The organism is Nitrosophilus labii, from assembly GCF_014466985.1.
In the GTDB taxonomy this organism is placed as follows: Bacteria; Campylobacterota; Campylobacteria; order Campylobacterales; family Nitratiruptoraceae; genus Nitrosophilus_A; species Nitrosophilus_A labii.
In genome coordinates, this window is sequence record NZ_AP022826.1 from 979,472 (window position 1) to 1,003,303 (window position 23,832).

Below are 23,832 nucleotides of genomic sequence, written 5' to 3' on the forward strand. Positions count from 1 at the left end.
CTATTTGCCTAAACAAAACTCTCCAAACATTTTATCTAGAAGCTCACTGCTCTCCATCGGTCTTGTTATAGATGCAACAGCCCTTATGGCGTCATTAATGTGATATGCAAAAATCTCAAGCTCTCCCATATCTAGAGGTTCAAATGCCGCTTCTATAGAATTAAGAGCGTTTTTAATAGCGACAATTTGTCTTTTTGAAATAAGCAAAATATCATCGCTTTTTGCATAACCATCAAGTATCTTTTTTAACCTATCTATCAAAGGTGATATATCCTTTTTTACACTCAAAAGCAGAGGTTCGAAGTCTTTTACTTTATCAATATCTTTGCTTGAGCCAAGATCTGCTTTATTTAAAACTATAATGAAATCTTTTTGTTCTTTGAAACTATCAATTAACTCTAAAATCTTCTCATCCTCATCTCCAAACTCTTTTGATGAGTCAAACATTGCTATAACTATATCGCTCTCTTTGATAGCTTTTATACTTCTTTCAATCCCTATTTTCTCTATCTCGTCTTTTGCCTCTCTGATACCTGCAGTATCTACAATCCTGACAAGATGAGTACCGATCTTAACATTTTCTTCAATCGTATCTCTAGTAGTACCTGCAATATCACTAACTATTGCTCTCTCATATGAAAGAAGTCTATTTAGTAAAGAGCTTTTCCCGGTATTTGGTTTTCCGATTATTGATATTTTAAAACCTTCCAAAAGTCCTACTCTTCTCTCACTGGATTCTAGCATATTTTTTAGTCTCTTTTTTAGCTCTTTTAGTTGATTTTTCATAGATTCTGCCATATCTATAGGAAGATCTTCTTCTGCATAATCGATATTGACTTCAGCAAAAGCTAAAATTCTAATAAGCACTTCTCTGATATTTTCAATATACTCTTTTAGTTCCCCTTTTAACTGTTTGGCAAGGATTTTTGCAGCATCTTCACTTTTTGCTTCTATGAGTTTTGCTATAGCTTCTGCCTCGGTAAGATCTATCTTTCCGTTTAAAAAGGCTCTTTTACTAAATTCTCCAGGTTCTGCTAGTCTTGCTCCATATTCTATTACTGTATCTAAAATCTTTTTTGCTACGATTATACCGCCATGGCATTGAAACTCTATAATATCCTCACCCGTAAAAGAGTGAGGTGCCTTAAAATATATAACGATTGATTTGTCTATTAGTTCTTCATTTTCATCGTAAAGAGATGTAAGAGTGGCATATCTTGGAGGAAAACTCTTTTTTTTCGAGATTTTTTTAGCTATTTCGAGCGCTTTATCACCACTAACTCTAACAATAGCGATAGAGCCAATGCCATGAGATGTGGCCACGGCTGCAATGGTACTGTTACTGTTCATTTTTCTTATTAAACTGGTTGACTATAATATATTTTTCACCCTGTCTGTTTGTTCTTATGGCAACATACTTATCACGAAATTCAGCTCTAAGCTCTTTTAAAGCTATTTGAATCAAAACACCGTCAAGAGGTTTAGTCTGACCCCTACCCTCTTTTTTGATTTTTTCAATTACAGGTTTTAGATAGTTTTTTACCATCTCTTCTTGAGTTTTTAAAAATTCAGCGATCTCAAGTCTTATTTGTAGATCATATTTTGAGTTTACCCAGTTAAATAGCATATATGAAAGAGCTTTGTATCTATACCCCTCTTTTCCTATCAAAAGTGCCGAATCGGCACCGCTAAATTCGATAAGAACGGTATTTTCATCATAGGGCTTTACTTTGATTTTTTCTATATCGAAACAGGAATATTTGAAAAGATCGTTTATATCGTTTTCTATAGTTTGTGCTATCTCTTCTATACTTACACTCTCTTTATAAAAATCTTGAAATTCGTCTTTGACTTGTGGTAATTCGAATCTTTTCTCTAATTTTTGAGTCTCTTTTGGTTCTTTCTCTTTCTCTTCCTTAACGATCGTTTGTTTAACTTCAGCTTTAGGCTTTTCTTCCGGCTTTATAATTTCTTTTTTCTCGATTTTTATAGTCTCTTCTACTTTTTGAGGTTTTGTCTCTTGAGTTTTTTCTACAACTTCATCCTCTTTTTTTTCAAGTTCCCTCTTGATGTCATTTTGCTCTTTTTTCTTACAGGTTGCTATGATTATCGCATTTTTTTTGCCAATACCTAAAAAACCTTTAGATGGATTTTGAACTATCTCGATTTCTAAATCCGTTATAGAACAATTTAACTCCTTAGAGGCAAGCTTGTACGCCTCTTCTAGGGTAGGAGCTTCAATTTTCTTGCTCATTTTGCTTCCTTTTGGACAGCTTTTTTACTCTCAAAAGCTTTATTAACAATAATTTGCTGAATAATTGAGAGAATATTATTAACGAACCAATATAGAGTAAGACCTGCCGGGAATGTGATAAAAAAGAAAGTAAATACTATAGGAAGATATTGGAATATCTTCTGCTGCATTGGATCTGTAATAGTTGTAGGAGTGATTTTTTGATGAATATACATAGTTATACCCATCAAAATAGGCAAGATAAAATATGGATCCATGACACTTAAATCTTTGATCCATAAAATCCACTCAGCACCTTTTAACTCAATGGCGTTTAGTAAAACTCTATATATTGCAAAAAACACAGGTATCTGAAGTAACAGAGGCAAACACCCACCCATAGGATTGGCACCATGTTTTTTGTAAAGCTGCATCATATGGGCATTTAGTTTTTGAGGGTCTCCTTTATATTTTTGCTGCAATTCTTTAATTTTAGGTGACAAATCTTTAAGTTTTTGCATAGAGACCATTCCCTTAAATGTTAAAGGGAAAAGTAAGATTCTGATAAGAATTGTCAAGATAACTATCGCCCAACCCCAGTTGCCTACAAAGTTGTAAATAGCAAGCAATATTTTAAACATTGGTTTTGCTATAAAGGTAAAAAATCCATACTCTATAACATCTGTAAGCTCTGGATTGATATTTTTTAATATATTGTAGTCTTTAGGACCCAAATATCCGCTAATCTCAAAACTCTTTTCACCTTCGACAAAAATTATCGGATTTTCCTCTTCATCTTTCGAGATGACTACATTAAGCCCTTTTTTAAGATCGTAAAAGAAAGTAGAGTAGTATCTATCCACAGCGGCTGCAATTTTGGCTTTTCTGAAGCTTTCTATCCCTTTTGCGTCTCCGTCATCTATCATAGTAATCGTATTGTCAGCCTCTTTTATCAAAACTCCATGGAACGTATATCCATCAACTCTTACATCGGGTCTAAATCCAGGGGATATAAAATATTTTTTTTCATTAGAGAGATTAACTTTAAGATCATAATGTCCGTCAGGATAGATCTTGATCTTTTTTACCACTTTTAGATTGGAAAGGTTTTGAGTTAGCGTTAGTTCTACAGGTTTATCGTCTATTTTAATATCTTTTTTATCGGATACATAAGGAACTTTAAAAGCTTCAAGATTTGTTTTTTCATCACTAAATCTAATTTCTAACGGTTTAGGAAGTTTTGAGTCATTGAAAAGTTTTATATGCTCCCCATTTTCTGTAACGAATCTTTTATCTTTCAAAACAACCTGTTTTATCCTACCGATATTATCTATTTTCATTGTAAAATGTTTAGAGTCAATTGTAACAAGCTCTTCCCCTAAAAGGGTGGATTGATTATCAGATTGCGGTTTGTTTTGACTCTTTTCTTCCACAGTTTCATTGTTTGTTTTTGGTGCGGCTACATTTTCTTGAATCTCTTTTTGGGTCTGTACACTCTTTGAAGGATTGGATTTAGGCATAAAGAAGTAGTCGTAGATTAAAAAAACTCCTAATGATAGCACTGTCGCTATGATAACTCTTTGATTGGTATCCATCTTTTCAAACATCTCAAACCTTTGTTTTACTAAAATTTTTAATTAAATAATATCGGTTTTTATCTTTTGGTATTAACCAATACTTAATATTTATAGCGTCTCTTTTTTTTATGCAATCTAACTTCTTGGTAATTATAGGATACTCTATACCTCCTGCAAAAAGTTGATTGCATCTTAGAATTCTTAAAACAATAAAAAATATAGCTTTAAAAACATTTTCATTTTCAATACGCCATTTGGCATATTCCGAACAAGTTGGATAGTATCTACAACTCCCCGGCGATATTACCGATAAAAATTTTTGATAAAAAACCAAAAGCTTCAAGAAAAGTTTTTTAACCATTTTTCAATAACTTAATATTTCGCAATGATTTCTCAAAGCTTTTTTTGATTTTTGCAAAATCTACTTCCAATATATCTTTTTTCGCTACAAAAATATAAAGACCAGGCTTTAAAAGATCATAAAACTCTATAAACAGAGCCTTGAGTCTTCTTTTGGCTCTGTTTCTTTTGACTGCATTTCCAATCTTTTTACTCGCTACAAATCCAACTTTTTTGGCATTGCTTTGCTTATAGAAGATCACGAAGAACGGCGAGTGCCAACTTTTTCCTCTTCTATAAACATAGTTGAACTCCCTGCTCGATTTTAGCGTCGAGAAATCTTTTATACTGCCAATCTTTTTCTTCCTTTAGCACGTCTAGCGTTAATCACTTTTCTTCCGTTTTTACTTTTCATTCTAACTCTAAATCCGTGAGTTCTTTTTCTTCTAGTGTTGTGTGGTTGATAAGTTCTTTTCATCAATTACCCCTTCTATATATTTTTTGAAGGCTAAGTTTACTAAAAATATGCTTAAATCTTATTTAGCGTTTTATTATATCTCGTCCAATAAAACGCCAATAATATCGGTCATTGTAATAATGCCGTGAAGCTCGTTATTATCTATTACCAAAACTCTTTTTATACTATGGCGTACCATCATTTTAGCTACATATTTCATTTCAACTTTTCTTGTAACACTTATCGCCGGAATAGTAGCTATATCGTATACGTTTAAAAGGTCTATATCTCCTTCTTGTGCCACAATAGCTTGTAAAACGTTTTTGAAAGTTACAAGTCCATATGCTCCATACGGCCCATTTTTGTCCACAACTACCGACTTTATTTGAAATTTTTTCATAAGCTCAAGCGCTTCTCTAACAGGAGCCAACTGATCAACAATCACCAGTTTATCTTTTGGAGTCATTATTTCTTCAACTAACATTTTTTCTCCTTGATTTTATTGAAAATTTTAAAGTATTGTTTTGATTTCACTCTCAAACTTGTGAAGTTCCTCCTTGTTAAGTCCTACTACATGATCTATCGGAAACGTAAAAATAAGTGAACTATTTTCAATGTTATCTACATCCAATTTATCTCTAAGTGCTTTTAAAACTTTTAGTGAGAGTCTTCTTGGAAGGATAAACAGAAGAACGGACATGCTCTCTTCCAAAGTTACACCAAAAAATATCTTTTTCTCTTTCAAACCTATGTTTCTTCCGTTTAAGATAGTAACTGCGCCGGCTCCAGCTTTTTTTGCTTCTTCTATACCTTTTTCTTCCATCTCCTGAGGAATGATAGCTACAAGTGCTACAAACTTCATATCTTATCCTTTTCTTTTTAATTCTGCATATATTCCATAGCTCATTACTGTTATCATTGGAAAAAGCGAGGCAAAGGCTATCAGTCCAAATCCGTCAATTAATGGATCTCTTCCTTCTAAATTTTGAGCTAGTCCCAAACCCAAAGCCGCTACAAGCGGTACAGTAACGGTAGAGGTTGTAACACCTCCACTATCATACGCTATAGGTATGATATATCTTGGTGCAAAATATGTCATAATAATTACTATAATATATCCTGCTATTATATAGTAATGTATCTCTCCTCCCGAAACTATTCTATAAGCTCCAAGAGCTATACCTATAGCAACGCCTAATGCCACAAATACTCTTAAAATTGTACTATTTATTCTTTCATCGCTAACTTCTTGCGCTTTGATAGCTATTGCTAAAAGAGCCGGTTCAGCCATAGTAGTGGAAAAACCTATCAAAAATGCAAAAAGATAAATCAAAAATATCTGTTTCATAGAGGTAAGTTGAAATGCCAAAGTTTCGCCAATAGGAAAAAGTCCGATCTCTAACCCTAATATAAAAGCATACAATCCCATAACTACCAAAATAATTCCAAAGGATATTTTACGAAGATGAGGAAGCGCTCTTTTTATAACTCCGTATTGAAAAAACAAAATTACAGCTATAATTGGCAAAATGTCTTTAACAACTGAGATAAGATCAAAAAAGATCTTTTTTATTTCGAAATGATCTTCATTTATTATCGTATCGGTAACGGCTTTTGCCAATGAAACAGTTTCATTAGCTCTATTTTGGGCAAAATATTCCGCACCTATACCGTAAAGCTGCACAAAAATCATAGGCGTTAAAGATGCAAAGGCTATCAGCCCAAATCCATCAATCACGGGATTTCTACCTTTTATACTTGAAGCAAGTCCTATACCTAGAGCCGCAACTAAAGGTACAGTTACGGTAGACGTAGTTACTCCTCCACTATCATAAGCTAGTCCTATTATCTCTTTTGGAGCAAAAAAAGTTATCAAAACAACCATAACATAACCACTAATGATATAGTAATGGATAGGATGACCTAAAATGATTCTAAATACTCCTAAAGCTATTGCAAAACCTACTGAAAACGCTACTGTTAGTCTAAGAAAAAAAGCATCTATCTTTCCACTACTTATAGCTTCGGCTTTGTCAGCTATAGCTATAAGAGCAGGTTCTGCTATAGTTGTAGAAAAACCGATTAAAAATGCAAAAAGCAGTAGCCAAAAAAGACTTCCTTTTTTTGCAAACTCTATAGCAAGGTTTTCGCCAACAGGAAAGATACCAAGTTCCAATCCTCTGATAAATAGTGCAAGACCAACAGCAACTATAAAAAGTCCTAAAATGATAGTGAGAGTATTATCAGGTATTTTCTGTATGATAACTAGCTGAAAAAAAGCCACAACTACTATGATAGGAATAAGATCTTTAAAAGAATTTTTAAGATCTTTTAAGAAAATCTTCATAAATTCCATTTTTTGCCTTGAAAACAGAATAAAATATACTGAAGATTATACTTGAATGTGAGAGAATTTTTATGATTTTAGTAAAAAGTATTTAAGAAAAATGTAGTTTGTTACGAAAGGGTAACGGACAAAAGGTTATACCTTCTGTCCGTTTACGATAACTATCACTTCGTCCCCATCTGCATCGAAAACTACATCGTCTCCATCTTTTACTTTGTCCTCAAGTATAAGTTCGGCAAGTCTATCCTCAACTAGCTCGTATAAAGCTCTTTTAAGCGGCCTTGCTCCGTAAACAGGATCAAAACCTGCTTTTGCAACGATTTTTTTCGCACTTTCTGTAAGTTCGATTTTGATATCTCTCTCTTTAAGTTTATTTTTTATACCTTCAAACATAATATCTACAATCTTAACAATCTCTTGCTCTCCTAAAGGATTAAAAATCACAATATCATCAAGTCTGTTTAGGAATTCCGGTTTGAAATATCTTTTTAATTCGTCTTTAACGGCTTTTTCTCTATCTTCAGGATCTCTAAACTCCATAATTTTATCACTAGCTATATTGCTTGTCATGATGATTATAGTATTTCTAAAATCTACCGTAACACCTTTATTGTCCGTTAGTCTTCCATCATCAAGAACCTGTAACAAGATATTAAAAACATCAGGATGGGCTTTTTCTATCTCGTCAAATAAAACTACACTGTAAGGTTTTCTTCTTACAGCTTCAGTTAGTTGCCCTCCCTCTTCATAACCAACATATCCAGGAGGTGCACCAACAAGTCTTGATACTGCATGTTTTTCCATATATTCGCTCATATCTATCCTAATAAGAGCTTTTTCGGTATCAAATAGAAATTTGGCCAATGTTTTAGCCGTCTGGGTTTTACCTACACCTGTAGGTCCTAAGAACATAAAACTGCCAATCGGTCTGTTTGGCTCGGAAAGTCCGGCTTTATTTCTTTTAATTGCTCTTGAAACCGCTTTGATAGCTTCATCTTGACCTACTACATGTTTTTTAAGTTCATCTTCTACATGCAATATCTTCTCTTTTTCGCTTTGAAGCATTTTAGTTACGGGAATACCTGTCCATTTGCTAACTATTGCAGCTATCATCTCTTCATCAACCGCATTTTTAAGAAGCGTTCCTGCTTCTTGCATTCTTTGCCACTGCTCGTTAAGCTCTTTTAGTCTGTTTTCTAACTGAGGGATTTGGCCGTATTCTATCTCGGCTGCCTTATTGTAATCACCCTCTCTTTTTGCTCGTTCGGCCTCAACTTTTTTCTTTTCTATCTCTTCTTTTGTTTTAGCAATCTCTTTGAAAACTCTTTTTTCGTTTTCAAACTGAGTTTCAAGTTCTCTTTTTTTCTCTTCAAGATTTGCTAACTCTTTTTCAATTTCTGCCAGTCTTTCTTCATTTTTTTTGGATTTCTCCATCATCAAAGCCTCTTTTTCAACCAATAATTGTTGAATCTCTCTTTTGATTTTAGAGAGTTCAAAAGGCTCTGATTCTATTTGCATTTTAAGTTCTGCCGCCGCTTCATCTATAAGATCTATAGCTTTATCAGGCAGATATCTATCTGTAATATATCTGGCACTAAGTTTTGCAGCCGCTACTAAAGCACTATCAAGTATCTGAACATTGTGATGAGCCTCTAATCTCTCTTTGATACCTCTTAATATCTGTAGAGCTTGATTGATACTCGGTTCTTCAACTTTAACCGGTTGGAATCTTCTTTGAAGGGCTGCATCTTTTTCGAAATATTTTCTATACTCTTTAAGTGTTGTGGCGCCTATAGTGTGTAGTTCTCCTCTTGCAAGAGCCGGTTTTAAAATGTTTGCGGCATCCATACTTCCTTCGCTAGCTCCGGCACCTACAATAGTGTGAATTTCATCTATGAAAAGGATGATGTCCCCGCTCTGTTTTACTTCGTCAACAACGGCTTTTAATCTGTCTTCAAACTCGCCTCTATATTTTGCTCCGGCAATAAGAGCCGTCATATCAAGAGCGATAACCCTTTTATTTTGAAGGCTTATAGGAACCTCTTTATTTACGATTCTTTGTGCTAATCCTTCTACAATAGCTGTTTTACCTACACCAGGTTCTCCCAAAAGTATAGGATTGTTTTTTGTTTTTCTAATAAGTATCTGCATAACCCTATGAATCTCTTCATCTCTACCAATAACAGGGTCAAGCTCTCCTTCGGCAGCTTTTTTAGTCAAGTCTATACCGTACTTTTCCAAAGCCTCCAAAGTTTCATCAGCTGTTTGTTTATCGATCTTTTTGCCACCTCTAATGGCCTCTAGTGTCTTTTTAAATTCAAAAAGATCTACATATTTGCCAAGAATCTCTTTAAAAACGGGATCGTCTATGTTGGCTTCTATCCAGGTATCTACAGCTAGATATTGATCTCCGTTTTTTACCATCTGGCCTTCTGCTTTTTGAAGGCTCTCAGCTAAATGTCTTGAGATCTTTATATTTTCTTTAGTTATAGATGATACTTTTGGAAGTCTATCCGCAACACTTTTTGCTTCTAGTTCAATAGGGGCTTTATCTATGCCCATTTTATTTAAAGCCTGATTTAATATGGAAGAACTGTCTGTAAGTAGTGCCCACAGCATATGTGCTACGTCAACTTCAGGATTCTTGTTGTGCAGCGCTAAACTTACTGCAGATTCTATATTTTCTGTCATCTTATGGGTAAGTTTTTCAAAAATATTACTCATACCCTACTCCTTTTTTAGTTTTTTGTTATTATACAACTTTAGTCTAGTGATGTCAAGTTTATTTAGTTAAGTAGTTGAGTAGGTTGGGTATGGTGAACGTTGCTCCTCACACACACTCATACCCACACCTCATATCACTTATACCTTCAACCTTCATCCTTACCACCTTCTCCCCTTTATTCCTTCACTCCTCATACTAATAATAGAGTTTAGCCAATTTTTATCAATTTTAAACTATAATCACCTTGGTTTTTCTACAAATTAATAGAGGTAAAATAATGATAAAAATGAGATACTTAACAGCAGGTTTTTTAACTAGCGCTATTCTTAGTTATTCCCTTTTTCAAACTCAATTGTACGCTAAAAATGCAGATGAACTAAATATTACGTCTAGATTGGATGCGATAGCTAAATTTACAAAAGTAGTAGGAACGGTTGAAAAATATTATGTAGATCCTTTAACTATTGAAGATATTATAAATAAAGCTATAGCCGGTCTTCTTAGTAATCTCGACGCTCACTCTTCATTTCTAGACAAAAGACATTTTAAAGAGTTGAAAATACAAACAGAAGGAGAGTTTGGAGGACTTGGTATTACCGTAGGTATTAGAGACGGTGCTTTGACGATAATTGCCCCAATTGAGGGAACTCCCGCAGATAAAGCCGGATTAAAAGCCGGTGATATTATCTTAAAAATAGATGATAAATCCACTATCGATATGACTCTTGATGAGGCAGTAAGCCTTATGAGAGGAAAGCCTGGAACTAAAATCTATCTTACTATAGTTAGAAAAGGTGAACCAAAACCCATAAAAGTTGAAATAGTAAGAGATATTATAAAAATAGACTCCGTTTATGCCAAGCATATTTTAAATGAGGAAATACTCTATTTAAGAGTAGTATCTTTCGATAAGAAAGTCGTAAACGAAGTTAAGAGATATATCAAAGAGAACGAAGACAAAACAAAAGGAATAATTTTAGATTTAAGAAACAATCCCGGCGGACTTTTGGATCAAGCAGTAGGTCTTGTAGATCTTTTCGTAGATAAAGGTGTAATAGTTTCGCAAAAAGGAAGAATTGACTCTGAAAACAGAGTTTATAAAGCTACGAAATCCGGCACATACAAAAATATCCCGTTAGTTGTTTTAGTTAACGGGGGAAGTGCTAGTGCCAGCGAGATTGTAAGTGGTTCTTTGCAAGATCATAAACGTGCCATAATAGTAGGTGAAAAAACATTCGGAAAAGGAAGCGTACAAGTAATTTTACCAATAGATAAAAATGAAGCTATAAAACTAACTATTGCAAGATATTATCTTCCAAGCGGAAGAACGATTCAGGCCCTAGGAGTGACTCCTGATATCACCGTTCATCCAGGAGAACTTAAAGTTCAAGAAGATGAATTTATGATAAAAGAGGCTGAACTTAAAAAACATCTAAAAAGCGAACTTGAAAAACTAGAGGGCAAGAAAAAAGATGAGAAAAAAGATAAAGAGAAAAAAGATGAAGATGGTCTAATAACCGAAAAAGATCTTAACAAAGACACTCAGCTTAAAGAGGCTGCCGATATCTTAAAAGCACTAATCATAATAAAATCTAAAAAAGGGTGAAAATGGAAAAAAAAGAGCTTTTATACGAAGGAAAAGGCAAAAAAATATTTTTAACGGAAGATGAAAACTTTTTAATTGCAGAGTTTAAAGACGACTTAACCGCTTTTGATGCCGTAAAAAAGGGTTTTGAGAAGGGAAAAGGTGCGTTAAACTGCCAAATAAGTTCCGAGCTTTTTGAGCTTTTGGAAAAAGAGGGCATTCCTACCCATTACGTAAAAAGACTCAGTGATAGCGAAATGGTTATAAAAAAAGCCGAAATGATTCCTATCGAAGTTGTTGTAAGAAATATCGCTACGGGCTCTCTAACTAAAAGATTAGGTATTCCAGATGGAACTAAATTACCTTTTTCCCTTGTCGAATTTTATTATAAAAACGACGATCTCCACGATCCTATCATAAACGACGAACACGCTTTGATACTCGAACTTGCTGAAAGTGAGAGCGAACTTGAAGAATTAAAGAGACTCGGACGTGAAATCAACGTTATACTTAAATCTTTTTTCGATCAAAGAGATCTGATTTTGGTAGATTTTAAACTTGAGTTTGGAAAAGATAGTGATGGCAAAATAATTTTAGCAGATGAGATAAGCCCAGACAGCTGTAGATTCTGGGATAAAAACACTGGTGAAAAGCTTGATAAGGATAGATTTAGACAAGATTTAGGAAATGTAAAACTTGCATACGAAGAGGTTTTAAAAAGAATATTAAATAAGTAATTTTAAATTTGTAAAGGACTAAAAAAATGAAAGCTATAGTTGATATTTATTTAAAGCCCGGAGTTTTAGATCCTCAAGGTAAAGCCGTTCATCACGCTTTAGAATCATTGGGGTTTAATGAGGTTAATGATGTAAGAGTTGGAAAACAGATTATTTTAACTCTTAATGAGAGTGATGAAAATAGAGCAAAAGAGAGAGTAAAAGAGATGTGTGAAACTCTTCTTGCAAATACAGTGATAGAAGATTATAAAATAGAGATTGAAAAATGAGAGTAGCGATAGTTAGATTTCCTGGAACAAATTGCGAATTTGATACTGAATATGCCTTTAATCATATTGGCTGCGAAACAGAGATTATCTGGCATAAACTACAAGATATTCCTAAAAAAACAGATCTTGTAGTTATTCCTGGTGGTTTTAGTTATGGAGACTACCTTAGAAGTGGAGCGATAGCAAGATTCAGTCCTATAATGAAAGCAGTAAAAGAGTTTGCAGATAGAGGTGGATATGTTCTTGGTATCTGTAACGGATTTCAGATACTGCTAGAGTCTCATCTACTTCCGGGAGCTATGAAAAGGAATGAAAATCTCCATTTTGTATCCAAATTTCAATATATCAAAGTTTTAAACAATGAAAACAGATTTTTATCAAAACTTCAAAAAGGCGATATTTTAAATATCCCTATAGCACATGCTGAAGGTAACTACTTTGTTGAAGAAGATAGATTAAAAAAGATGTATGATAAAGGACAAATTATTCTTCAATATTGCGACAAAGATGGAAATATCGACAATCCAAACGGTTCAGTTGATGCAATAGCCGGAATCTGTAACGAAAATAAAAACGTTTTTGGACTTATGCCACATCCTGAAAGAGCCTGTGAAAAAATACTCGGAAGTGAAGATGGAATAAAAATGATTAAAGGATTTATCGATTAAAGGTTTGTTAAAGTTTGTTTTTATACCGATTTTGTTGTTAAATCTTTATTGTGAAGAAATAAACCTGGGTATAAGGAGTGATTCCTTATACCTATCGTATCATGACTTACCTAAAAAAATATTCGTAAATCAGATTTTCCCAGTAACTATAAAAATAATAGTAACCGAAGAAGTATATAAAAATCTCTCATACAATTTTGAAAATACAGAAGGAATAATACCTATTAGCAGTGATATTCCCGAACGACAGGAAGGTATTTACATCTATAAAACTTTCTATTTTAAAGCTTTAACTCAAAATATTAGACTGCCTGATATTACCGTATATCTTCTAAAAGACAACTATAGTCCCCTTATAAAAGATATATTGCCAGGAAAAAGTATAAAAGCGATAAAACTTAATCCTCCTAAAGATTTTTGCAACGTGTTGGCAAATTCTTTGGAAATGAAAAATTTTCAGGCTATTCAATATGATAAGGACCAAAATCTTATAGTTATCAACATTGAAGCCAATCTATCAAATTTGGAAGATTTTCATCTAGATTTCGCTGTCAAAGAAGGAATAGAGGAGATATATCAAAACTTTCCTTTAACATCAATCACATATTTTGCTATAGTCCCTTCATATTTAAAAAATTTCAAGTTTTCCTTTTTTAATTTATCTAAAAACAAATTTGAACATATATCTAGAGAAATTGAAGTAAAAGATGAAACCGTAAGCACACAATCGGACATTAGACCAAGTGAAAGTAGCCACAAAACTATAAAAATCATTATTTTTCTATCTATCTCTACGTTTTTCTTAATAATAGCTCTTTTTAAGAAATCGTTTTTTTATCTTTTTATAGCGTTTATTTTTGGGGGATACGGCGCATATCTCTCAATACCTTTAAAAACCGTTTGTGTTAAAGAAAATAGTAAAGTTTCATTACTACCAACCAAAAATAGTACTGTGTTTTTTATAACGGATTATAACTTCAAAACAAAAAGATTGAACCATACAAATGGTTATACCAAGATAGAACTGCCTAACGGCAAAATAGGATGGGTAAAAGATGAAGATCTTTGCGAAAATTAGAGGAATTTGGGCTACCGTTGTTATTATTGTACTAGTTACATTTAACATTTTTGCATTTTTAATTTTTCCAAAAAGTTACTACAAAAAAATTAAAATCTTCTATACCCGAGCTATATTGATATTTTTAGGTATAAAAGTCGTAACAGAAGGCAAGATTGATAAAGAAGCGAAGATGATTATAATGAATCACTCAAGTTTTATAGATATTCCAGTTATTGAAGCCACTTATCCGTTTGATATGGTATGGATAGCTAAAAAAGAGCTTTTTGACACTCCGTTTTTTGGTTTATTGCTTAAACTTCCGGAAAATATAAGACTTGATAGACAAGATAAAAGAGCCATAATAAGACTTTTAAAAGAGGCAAAAGAAAAAGTTAAAAAAAAGACTATAGCAATTTTTCCAGAAGGTACTCGTTCTAGTAAAGATAGACTTCTTCCATTTAAACCGGGAGCAAAAGTTATAGCAGATAAACTTAACCTAAAAGTGCAACCTATTGTTATCGTATGTGCAAGAGAGAGATTTGACAGTAAAAAGCTAGAGTTAAATCCTGGAGTTATAAAAGTAAAATATCTTCCATCTTTTGAGGCTAAAGAGGAAGAAGAGTGGCTAAAAAATCTAAGAGAAGAGATGCAAAAGGTTTTAGACGAGGAAAAAAGAAAACTTTGTCCTAAAGCTTAATTATCTTATCACTGCACCATTTAGCCAAATCCAAATCATGCGTTATTAGTAGTATCCCTACCCTATCCAAAAGTTTTACTAAAAGTTTCATAACTTCAAGCTGTATTATATTGTCCAGTGCTGAAGTTGGCTCATCTGCCAATAAAAGATCCGGTTTCATCATAATAGATCTTAAAATTGAGCATCTTTGAAGCTGTCCACCTGAAAGCTCATGTGCTCTTTTGTATAAAAGTTCACTATCAATCTGCATCATATCTGCCAACTCTTCAATACCTTCTGTGGAGCATACATCTGAAATCTGTTCTATTATCGTATATGAAGGGTGAAATGATGTATAGGGGTCTTGAAAAACTTGTGAAATCTTTTTAACCTTAATTGAACCTTTTATAGGTTTTAAAAATCCCCCTATCAGTTCAAAAAGGGTACTTTTTCCAACTCCACTTGGACCGACTATGGAGACTACCTCCCCTCTATAAACATCAAGGGAAAAATCTCTAAAAAGAAGATTTTTTTTATCATATCCAAAAGTCAAATCTCTAATCTCTAATACTTTATCTTTCATAGTAGCAATTATTCCATTTTTTAACTTAAGGGCACCTCTAAATTAATCTAAAAATCATCTTCAATACCCATTTTTACTCTTATAAAAAGATAAACTCAAATATTAATATTTTTTTTCATTTAGTTATTATTTTTTTTCTAATAAAATCTAATAATAAATAGTTGGAGAGTTAATGCGTTTGAAAAAGAAAATTCTCGGTTTACTTATAATCAGTTTCTCATTTTTGGTTTTTCACGATTTTGTTTTCGAATACATAGATCCATGCTCTGAAAATGTTGTCTGTATAGATGAACTTGATAAAAAAGAGTTAGATACAGCTTGCCAACTTCATGCAGATATTCATCACAGCTTTTTTCTTTTGGATTTTATAAATATTTCATTTGCTGACTTGAAAAAAGAGGAAGTAAACTATAGTGAAAATCCTTATAACGATCATCTAGAAATCTCCATATTTCATCCGCCTGCGATAGTTTAACTACTTTATTCAATAAAATTTCATAAAAATACCGACACGACGTTTATTAATTAATTGACAATAAAACTATATATGAAAGGATATAAATGAGATATATAATATTTATATCTTTAATATTTTCATTCTCTATTGCTAAAGAGGTGAATTTAGTAGAGATTATAAATGAGGTAAAAAAAAGCCATCCAATGGTCAATATTATCGAAAAAGAGAGAAATCTACTCAGAACTGAAACGAAACTTTCAGTTTCAGATGATGCTTTAGAAGCAGAAATTTTGGGAGCATACGCCGAAGAAAACAGTGGTGTTAGCGGAAATGAGTTTTATTTAAACCTGTCAAAAGAGTTTTTGACACCTAAAACAAAAGATATACTCAAAAAAAGTGGTGAAATATTTACTAAAGCAAAAACACTTCAACTACAGAGCAAACTTTTAAACATTATCTACTCCATTAAAAGCAGTTTTTACGAAACATGTTTTAATAAACAGATATATAGATTAAAAAATGAAAATTTGAAAAATTTAAAAGAGTTTGCTCAAAAGATGAGAAAAGCCTATGAATTAGGAGAGATATCAAAAAAAGATATCTTAAGTATTGAAATGGAACTTCAAAGAGCCAAAAACGATCTTTTATTAACCCAAAATGAGATCAAAAACTCTTTGATGAAACTAAAAGAGCTTCTTTCTTCTACTAAAATAGAGTTTGAAGATATTGTTTGCATAGAAAATATCAAGTTCAATAATTTTAGTTTCAATATAGACTATCTTTTAAAAGAGTCACTAAACATAAAAGCTAAAAAATTGCAAATAGAGGCTTTGAAAAATTTACTTAAAAAATACGAATCTTTTACTGACAGGTACTCAATCAAAATAGAATATAGTGATGAATTTGGTACAAAAAAATATACTGCAGGTATAGGAATACCACTTTATTTCAGTTCTTCAAAAAGAGAGTTGGAAAAAAGAAAGGTCATGCAAAACATCTCTTTAAAACAGACTGAGTTAAATAGTGATATATATCAAACAAAAGCCACCATTTTAAAACTTAAAACTAGGCTCGATTCTGTGATAAAAAGCTATGAAATTACAAAAAAAATGGAAAAAGAACAAAACGAGCTTAATGATATTGTACAAAAAAGTTATTTAAATGGGGAAAGTTCCATCTTGGAACTTTTAAGTATTAAAAGGGATATGATAGATACGAAAATAAAACTTATCGAATATAAAAAAGAGTATTTCAATATACTCTTTGAAATATTTAGCACAGCAGGTATAAAGGAGATGAAATGAGAAGATTAATGATAGCAGTTTTTTTAAGTACACTAACACTATTTGCAAGTCAAACTATAACTTTAACAAAAAAACAGATTGAAAACTGGCAAATTAAGAGCAAAAAGATAGAATCAACCAAACAGATTCCTTTAGGAGAGTATCTGTCTCAGATAAAGGCTCCTCCATCAATGATCTATTCTGTATCTTTACCTTTTTCCGCTACGGTAGAAAAGTTAGAAGTTGGCGAGTATGATTTGGTTCAAAAAGGAGACATTTTAGCCAAAGTTACTTCAAAAGAGTGGATTGAAACTCAAAATGATCTAATCAAGCTAAATATTGAGCTATCAAGAGTCAAAATAGATTATGAAAGAAAATCAAAATTGTGTAAAGAGGGTATCATACCTCAAAAACAGTGTCTTTTTTCAAAAGCGGAATATGAAACAATCAAAAATGAGTTAAAAAGCAAAAAATCGCTATTGAAGCTTTACGGCGCAACAGATAAAGATATACAAGATATCTTAAAAAATGCCAAAATCAAAAAGAGCCTGGTTATAAAAGCCCCTACGCGAAGCATTGTTAGTAAGCTACATGTAAACGCCGGCTCAACAACAGAAACTTCAAACCCTTTATTAACGCTCATCTCCACCGAAAAAAAGGTTTTAGATATATATATGCCTCTGAATGCATCGAAAAATCTAAATATTGGACAAAAAGTAAGGCTTTCTCTTAATTCCTATAGTTTTAACAGCCGCGTTCTAAATAAATCAAAGATAGTAAATCCGCAAAATCAGACTCAAAGAGTAAGGTTTTTTGTTCCTTCAGATTTAGATTTACTACTTGATTACAAAACAAACGCAAAAATCCAGATACTAAAAGAGGCTTTAAAAATACCAAAAATAGCCGCTATTTACATATCTAAAAAATATTATATCTTCAAAGAAACTAACAAAGGTTTTGAACCGATAGTCATAGACATATTAGCCGAAGACAAAGAGTTTTTCTACGCAAAACCAGATAGTAGATTAGGATCAAACGACAAAATAGTAGTAGAAGGCGCAATGGTCCTTAAAGGTATGATGGAGGAGACAAATGATTGATAATATCATTAAATTTTCGCTCTCACAAAGACTTTTTATTCTTTTAATGGCTCTTATAATACTTGGCTTTGGTATAAAATCTTACAAAGAGCTTCCGATTGACGCTTTCCCCGATATTTCGCCGACTCAGGTTAAAATCATTATAAAATCCAGCGGTATGACACCTTCTGAAGTAGAATCGCGCATAACTACACCTATAGAACTTGCAATGCTTGGCATTCCCCACCAAAGTATCGTTAGGTCCATTTCAAAATACGGACTTTGCGATATCACTATTGATTTTGAAGAGGGAACCGATATTTACTGGGCTAGACAACAAGTAAGCGAAAGGCTAAATTCTATAAAAGAGGAACTTCCAAAAAATATAGAAGGTGGTCTTGCACCTATTAGTACTCCGCTAAGTGATATTTTGATGTTTACCATAGAGTCGGACAAACTCTCTTTAACAGAAAAAAGAACTATTCTCGATTGGATTATAGCCCCAAAAATCAGAAGTATTAACGGAGTTGCGGAAGTAAACTCCTTAGGCGGTTTTGTAAAAACATATCAAGTAACTCCTAATCTAAAAAAAATGCAGGCTTTTGGTATTCATATGGATATGCTAAAAACCGCCCTTCAAGAAAACAATATGAACGATGGTGCAGGAAGAGTAACGGTAGGACCTGAGAGTTTTTATGTTAGAAGTGTAGGAAAGATTAAAGATATTGAAGATATTAAAAATAGAGCGGTAAAAAAAATAGGCAACAAAATCATAAAAGTTAAAGATATAGCAGATGTTAGTATAGGACATCTAACAAGAGCCGGTTTTGTAACAAAAGACGGAGAAGGCGAAGCGGTAGAGGGGATAGTTCTTTCACTCAAAGGTGCAAATGCCGCAAAAGTTATAAAAGAGGTTAAAGATGAATTAAGAAAAATAGAAAAATCTTTACCCGAAGGAACTTCCATAAAACTTTTGTATGATAGAAGCGAACTTGTAAATATCGCTACTCATACAGTTAAAAAGGCTCTCATAGAAGCTATAGTACTGATTATAGTAATCCTTCTTGTGATGCTTGGAAACATAGCTTCTGCGGTATCTGTTGCTTTGATACTTCCTTTCGCATTGCTTATGAGTTTTATCGCGATGAAAATGTTTGGACTTAGCGCAAATCTTATGAGTTTGGGAGGACTTGCTATAGCGGTCGGAATGCTGGTTGATTCGGCAGTTGTTATGGTAGAGCATATAACGGCGGAGTTAGGAAATCCTAAGCATAAAAGATGTTCGAAAACAGACATCATTTTAAGAGCCGCAAAAGAGGTTGCCCCATCTATCGTAACGGGAGTTTTGATTATCATTATAGTCTTTATGCCTCTTTTGACGCTTGAAGGATTAGAGGGAAAACTCTTTAAACCCGTTGCTTTAAGTATCGTTTTCGCTCTTTTTAGTTCACTTGTTTTAGCCATAACTCTAATACCTGTATTTAGCTATATGATACTAAAGATAAGACCGGATAAAGAGTCTTTTGTTATGAGATTATTACTAAAAGCATATAAACCTTCCCTACTTCTTGCCATCAAAAATCAGTGGGCAGTTGTATTAACGGCCTTTATTTTAATGGGAAGTGCTGTATATATGTTTATGCATGTTGGTAAAACTTTTATGCCCACAATGGATGAAGGAAGTATCATTATAGGAATAGAAAAAAACCCATCTATAAGTCTGGATGAGAGTAAAGTTATGGATCTAAAAATCCAGCAAAAGATACTTAAAGAGGTTCCTGAAGTAATATCTATAGTTGCTAGAACAGGAAGTGACGAACTAGGTCTTGACCCAATGGGACTAAACGATACGGATACTTTTTTAGTACTCAAACCAAAAGATAAATGGAGAAAACCGGATAAAGAGTGGCTAATAAATGAGCTTAGGAAAGTTTTAGAAGAGTTTCCTGGTATTGAATACAGTTTTACTCAGCCAATAGAGATGAGAGTTTCTGAGATGCTAACCGGTGTTAGAGGAGATCTTGCTATTAAGATATATGGAAGCGATCAGGATGTTTTAAACGAACTTGGAAAGAAGATAAAAAATCTTTTGGAAAAAGTCCCGGGAAGCACAGATGTGTATAAAAAAGCAAATGAAGGTTTTGAATACCTAGAACTTGTTTTTAACTACAACGCTTTAGGACTATACGGGGTTAGCGAAGCCGAAATCGCCACATATCTAAAAACACTTATAGATGGAGTGAAGATAGGCATCATACAAGAGGGTATGAGAAGAGTTGATCTAGTTATCAAAGGAGAAGAGACTCTACAAAAATCGATCTCAAAACTTAAAAAGTTAAACTATACCTTGCCAAACGGCAAAACAGTTCCTTTGACTCAACTTGTAATGTTCAGTCAAACCGGCGGTCCCGTTCAGATTGAACATGAAAAAGGGCTTAGAAAAACAGTAGTCCAAAGCAATGTAGAAGGAAGAGATCTTGTGGGATACGTGGAAGATGTTAAAAAACTAATAGATAAAGAGATAAAACTTCCAGCTGGTTACTTTATAGAGTATGGTGGAGAGTTTGAAAACCAACAAAGAGCCGCAAAAAGACTTATGATAATTGTTCCTATTTCGATTTTTATGATTTTTATACTGCTTTTTATGTCTTTTAACTCTTTGACACAAGCTCTACTAGTTTTAGTAAACATACCTTTGGCCTTAGTTGGAGGAATTGCAGGTCTATACTTTACCGGAGAGTATCTATCCGTTCCAGCTTCAGTTGGTTTTATTGCACTTCTTGGTATAGCTATACTTAACGGAGTTGTAATGGTAAACTATTTTAATCAACTAGTATTAAACGGTATGAACGTAAAAGATGCGGTTATTACAGGAGCTATGAGGAGATTAAGACCTGTTTTAATGACGGCACTGATTGCGGCTTTAGGTCTGCTTCCTCTAATGTTTGCTACAGGTCCTAGTTCTGAGATACAAAGACCTCTAGCTATAGTTGTTATCTATGGGCTTGCAAGTTCCACCATGCTTACATTGATAGTTCTTCCTATTTTGTATCTTAGATTTATAAAAGATCTAAATCATAAGTAATATACGGGCTTAGCCCCGTATATATATTTTATCTCTTACTCTCTTTTTTTAAACTTCGTTAAAAAGCTTGGTTACACGCTTTTTCCACATTTAAAAAGTTATCATTTTCCGTTCAAAAACCAGACAAAGGATGGAAAATGAGACTAACAACAATTATTTTGACTATGTTTTTAGTTGTATCCTCTTATGCTGCAGGGTTCCAAAAGCATGTAAAATACAGAGGTTTCAATGTAGAATTTACTTCTACAAAACCGCTAACTTCTGGAGAAAACAGTTTGACCTTAAAAATCAGCAAAAAGGGTTTAAACCCCAAAGAGGTCAAAGTAAAGTTTTTTATGCCCGCAATGCCTGGAATGCCATATATGGAAAGTTTTGCAAAAGTTAAGCCTTTAAAAGATGGAGAATATCTTTTAAATGTAAAATTTCCAATGAGAGGAACCTGGCAGGTACACGTTTTTGTTACAGACAAGAACGGAAAAAAGTATAGAGTTAAAACTTCGGTGAGTTTTTAAAATGAAACTCCTTTTAATTTTTATACTTTCGGCGTCTCTTTTTGCCGAAAGTATAGAGGATATAGTTAAAACGGCTTTAAAAAACAATCCAAATCTAAAATCTATAGAAGAACTGGTACGGCTAAAAGAGACAAAAACCAAAAGAAGCAAAAATCTTCAAAATCCTGTTTTAAAAATAGGCATAAACGATTTAAGATTGGATAACCCATCAAGAAGAGATTTAGAACCTATGCAAAGTGAATATATATCTATTAAACAACAATTTCCATATTTTGGAAAAAGAGATTTGAATAAGAGATTAGCTATTAGCGAAAAAGATATAACTTTTGCAAACTATCTGGAAGCAAAAAACTATCTTGTGAAATCTATATATTTAAATATCACAGATTATATAGAAATAAATGAATCTTTGAAAATTTTCAATAAATATATAGATTTGACAAAACAGAGTATCGATCTTTATAGATCATTTTCCATAACTAACGATTCAAGTCATCTTTTTTTAATGAAATCGGAACTCTTTTTGACAAATTTGAAAACAAAAACAGTAGATTACAATTCAAAGCTAGAGGAGATTTTACAAAATATCTCATATTTAGCCTCAAAAAAAATAGTAAAGATAGATTATGATATTAACCATTTATCAAAAATCGATTTTAAAGGAGTAAAAAAGAATCCAAAACTGATAGCTTTAAGTGAAAAGATCAGATACCAAAAACATAAAATTGCAAGAGTAAAATTGGATAATTTTAGCGATTTTGCCATAGAAGCAGGATATTACCGTAGAGATAATTTTCAAGATTATATCTCTTTGGGAATCTCTTTTTCACTTCCAATTTACGGAACGGAAAATATAAGGTTGGAAGAAGAGAAGATAAAAAAAATCTCTTTAAGTATGAAAAAAAGAGATTTTGAAAACTACCTTCTAAGCAGACTAGCTTTACTCAAAATAAGATACGATTCATTAAAAAAGAAGATAGAACTGATTGAAAAAGAGAGTCTTCCCAAAATAGAACATATGTTTGAACTAACAAATGCCGGTGTAATCTCAGGCAGCACACTCTTTAAATATATAGATACACTAGAAAGAAGATTTGATCTTGAGTTGAAACTTATTAAATTCAAAGCGCAACTTATTAGGACGAAAGCCCAAATTTTATGGTTGGAAGGGAGAACTCAATGAGAATTTTTATTATGCTTATTCCCTTAATGCTCTTTTCGCAAGAGATTAATATAGAACAGTTATTTAACGTTAAAACCACAAAAGTTATAGAAAAAACGGTTAGCGAAAAGAGAAGCTATTATGGCTTTTTAAAGCTTGATGAAAAAAAAATTTACGATATTGCCCCTAGATTTGGTGGATATATAGAAAAACTTTATGCAAAAGAGATCTATCAAAAAGTAAAAAAAGGAGAAAATCTTGCAAAAGTTTATAGTCCAGAAGTCTATAGAGCAAAAGAGGAGTATGCAAGCTCTTTGATATACAAACGGGATAAAAAAATGATAGGGGCTACATTTGAGAAGCTAAAACTTTTAGATATAGATGAAAATGAGATCGAAACAATCAAAAAAACTAAAAAATCCTCTGCTTATACATTTATAAATTCTCCTATAGATGGATTTATTATAAAAAAAAGTGTATATAACAAAAGCTCTTTTAACAAAAAAGAAAAAATTTTTCAAATTGCAGATATGTCAACACTTCAATTTTTGGCAAAAATTCCACAAAAAGAGATATCTTTTGTCAAAAAAGCTCAATATTTCAATATCTACATAGATATACTAAGTAGAAATTATCCTGGGAAAAACCTTCATATATATCCTATTATTTCTAAAAATGATTCTTTTATAACCTTAAGAGTAGATATAAAAAACGACGGAGAGCTAATAGCAGGAATGTATGCAAAACTTGAAGTCGGTTTGAAAGATAAAAAATTTCTTCTAATACCAAAAAGTGCCGTTATAAGAAAAGATGGAAAATGGTATGCATTTAAAGTAGGAGAATTTGAAGGAGAATATGAGCCGGTAGAGATAGAAGTAAAACCGCTAAACAACAAATACTACAAACTAATTTCGGGATTGCAAAAAGGGGATGAGATAGCAGACAGTGCTATGTTTTTGTTAGATAGTGATGCACAAATAAACGGACTATTTTAGGAT

General features: G+C 32.8%; 24 protein-coding genes. 13 read left to right on the forward strand and 11 right to left on the reverse strand.

Annotation, left to right across the window (positions count from 1 at the left end; all coding sequences use genetic code 11):
• From mnmE to NIL_RS11065, 10 genes are all read right to left on the reverse strand, one after another.
• Positions 1 to 1,350 (reverse strand): tRNA uridine-5-carboxymethylaminomethyl(34) synthesis GTPase MnmE, encoded by a 1,350-nt coding sequence (gene mnmE, locus NIL_RS04990; RefSeq protein WP_187648505.1) that lies wholly within the window; start codon positions 1,348 to 1,350, stop codon positions 1 to 3.
• On the reverse strand, positions 1,340 to 2,254 hold the full coding sequence (locus NIL_RS04995) for a Jag N-terminal domain-containing protein (protein ID WP_187648506.1): 915 nt from the start codon (positions 2,252 to 2,254) through the stop codon (positions 1,340 to 1,342). The genes mnmE and NIL_RS04995 overlap by 11 nt, the downstream gene beginning before the upstream one ends.
• Positions 2,251 to 3,840, reverse strand: a complete 1,590-nt coding sequence (yidC, locus tag NIL_RS05000; protein ID WP_187648507.1) for a membrane protein insertase YidC — start codon at positions 3,838 to 3,840, stop codon at positions 2,251 to 2,253. Before yidC ends, NIL_RS04995 begins: the two co-directional genes overlap by 4 nt.
• A gap of 1 nt (position 3,841) precedes the next feature.
• Positions 3,842 to 4,171, reverse strand: a complete 330-nt coding sequence (gene yidD, locus NIL_RS05005; protein ID WP_187648508.1) for a membrane protein insertion efficiency factor YidD — start codon at positions 4,169 to 4,171, stop codon at positions 3,842 to 3,844.
• Positions 4,164 to 4,496 (reverse strand): ribonuclease P protein component, encoded by a 333-nt coding sequence (gene rnpA, locus NIL_RS05010; protein WP_187648592.1) that lies wholly within the window; start codon positions 4,494 to 4,496, stop codon positions 4,164 to 4,166. The genes yidD and rnpA overlap by 8 nt, the downstream gene beginning before the upstream one ends.
• The gene (gene rpmH / locus NIL_RS05015; protein WP_187648509.1) at positions 4,493 to 4,627 is read right to left on the reverse strand and encodes a 50S ribosomal protein L34; all 135 of its coding nucleotides are present in this window, start codon (positions 4,625 to 4,627) and stop codon (positions 4,493 to 4,495) included. Before rpmH ends, rnpA begins: the two co-directional genes overlap by 4 nt.
• A gap of 73 nt (positions 4,628 to 4,700) precedes the next feature.
• Entirely contained in the window at positions 4,701 to 5,090 is a 390-nt protein-coding gene (locus tag NIL_RS05020) for a CBS domain-containing protein (protein ID WP_187648510.1), read from the reverse strand.
• Between the two features lie 27 nt (positions 5,091 to 5,117).
• Entirely contained in the window at positions 5,118 to 5,468 is a 351-nt protein-coding gene (locus NIL_RS05025; protein WP_187648511.1) for a transcriptional regulator, read from the reverse strand.
• Between the two features lie 3 nt (positions 5,469 to 5,471).
• Positions 5,472 to 6,962, reverse strand: a complete 1,491-nt coding sequence (locus tag NIL_RS05030; RefSeq protein WP_187648512.1) for a DUF1538 domain-containing protein — start codon at positions 6,960 to 6,962, stop codon at positions 5,472 to 5,474.
• 126 nt (positions 6,963 to 7,088) lie between these two features.
• Positions 7,089 to 9,677: an ATP-dependent Clp protease ATP-binding subunit gene (locus NIL_RS11065; RefSeq protein WP_187648513.1), complete on the reverse strand. Its 2,589-nt coding sequence runs from the start codon at positions 9,675 to 9,677 to the stop codon at positions 7,089 to 7,091.
• Positions 9,678 to 9,955: 278 nt separating this feature from the next.
• On the opposite strand from NIL_RS11065, the gene NIL_RS05040 reads away from it, so the two are divergent.
• The 6 genes from NIL_RS05040 to NIL_RS05065 are packed head-to-tail and all read left to right on the forward strand — an operon-like array spanning position 9,956 to position 14,694.
• Entirely contained in the window at positions 9,956 to 11,284 is a 1,329-nt protein-coding gene (locus tag NIL_RS05040; RefSeq protein WP_187648514.1) for a S41 family peptidase, read from the forward strand.
• A 2-nt stretch (positions 11,285 to 11,286) separates the two neighbouring features.
• Entirely contained in the window at positions 11,287 to 12,000 is a 714-nt protein-coding gene (gene purC / locus NIL_RS05045) for a phosphoribosylaminoimidazolesuccinocarboxamide synthase (RefSeq protein WP_187648515.1), read from the forward strand.
• A gap of 26 nt (positions 12,001 to 12,026) precedes the next feature.
• Positions 12,027 to 12,269, forward strand: a complete 243-nt coding sequence (purS, locus tag NIL_RS05050) for a phosphoribosylformylglycinamidine synthase subunit PurS (RefSeq protein ID WP_187648516.1) — start codon at positions 12,027 to 12,029, stop codon at positions 12,267 to 12,269.
• Positions 12,266 to 12,937 (forward strand): phosphoribosylformylglycinamidine synthase subunit PurQ, encoded by a 672-nt coding sequence (gene purQ / locus NIL_RS05055; protein WP_187648517.1) that lies wholly within the window; start codon positions 12,266 to 12,268, stop codon positions 12,935 to 12,937. The genes purS and purQ overlap by 4 nt, the downstream gene beginning before the upstream one ends.
• Before the next feature lie 4 nt (positions 12,938 to 12,941).
• Positions 12,942 to 14,015, forward strand: a complete 1,074-nt coding sequence (locus NIL_RS05060) for a hypothetical protein (protein WP_187648518.1) — start codon at positions 12,942 to 12,944, stop codon at positions 14,013 to 14,015.
• A complete protein-coding gene (locus NIL_RS05065) occupies positions 13,993 to 14,694 on the forward strand; it encodes a lysophospholipid acyltransferase family protein (RefSeq protein ID WP_187648519.1) in 702 nt (233 codons plus the stop codon). Before NIL_RS05060 ends, NIL_RS05065 begins: the two co-directional genes overlap by 23 nt.
• Here NIL_RS05065 and NIL_RS05070 read toward each other — a convergent pair.
• Positions 14,684 to 15,256 carry an ABC transporter ATP-binding protein gene (locus tag NIL_RS05070; protein ID WP_187648520.1) on the reverse strand — a complete coding sequence of 191 codons (573 nt, stop codon included), beginning with the start codon at positions 15,254 to 15,256 and terminating at the stop codon, positions 14,684 to 14,686. The genes NIL_RS05065 and NIL_RS05070 overlap by 11 nt on opposite strands.
• Positions 15,257 to 15,428: 172 nt before the next feature.
• On the opposite strand from NIL_RS05070, the gene NIL_RS05075 reads away from it, so the two are divergent.
• The 7 genes from NIL_RS05075 (at position 15,429) to NIL_RS05105 (ending at position 23,829) form a co-directional block, all read left to right on the forward strand.
• A complete protein-coding gene (locus tag NIL_RS05075; protein ID WP_187648521.1) occupies positions 15,429 to 15,731 on the forward strand; it encodes a hypothetical protein in 303 nt (100 codons plus the stop codon).
• 86 nt (positions 15,732 to 15,817) lie between these two features.
• Positions 15,818 to 17,017 (forward strand): TolC family protein, encoded by a 1,200-nt coding sequence (locus tag NIL_RS05080; protein ID WP_187646746.1) that lies wholly within the window; start codon positions 15,818 to 15,820, stop codon positions 17,015 to 17,017.
• Positions 17,014 to 18,096, forward strand: a complete 1,083-nt coding sequence (locus NIL_RS05085; protein WP_187646747.1) for an efflux RND transporter periplasmic adaptor subunit — start codon at positions 17,014 to 17,016, stop codon at positions 18,094 to 18,096. Before NIL_RS05080 ends, NIL_RS05085 begins: the two co-directional genes overlap by 4 nt.
• Entirely contained in the window at positions 18,089 to 21,160 is a 3,072-nt protein-coding gene (locus tag NIL_RS05090; RefSeq protein WP_187646748.1) for an efflux RND transporter permease subunit, read from the forward strand. The genes NIL_RS05085 and NIL_RS05090 overlap by 8 nt, the downstream gene beginning before the upstream one ends.
• 137 nt (positions 21,161 to 21,297) lie before the next feature.
• Entirely contained in the window at positions 21,298 to 21,672 is a 375-nt protein-coding gene (locus tag NIL_RS05095) for a FixH family protein (RefSeq protein WP_187646749.1), read from the forward strand.
• 1 nt (position 21,673) lies between these two features.
• Positions 21,674 to 22,855, forward strand: coding sequence for a TolC family protein (locus NIL_RS05100; protein ID WP_187646750.1), 1,182 nt, complete (start codon positions 21,674 to 21,676; stop codon positions 22,853 to 22,855).
• Positions 22,852 to 23,829, forward strand: coding sequence for an efflux RND transporter periplasmic adaptor subunit (locus NIL_RS05105; RefSeq protein WP_187646751.1), 978 nt, complete (start codon positions 22,852 to 22,854; stop codon positions 23,827 to 23,829). Before NIL_RS05100 ends, NIL_RS05105 begins: the two co-directional genes overlap by 4 nt.
• The last annotated feature ends 3 nt before the right edge of the window (positions 23,830 to 23,832 follow it).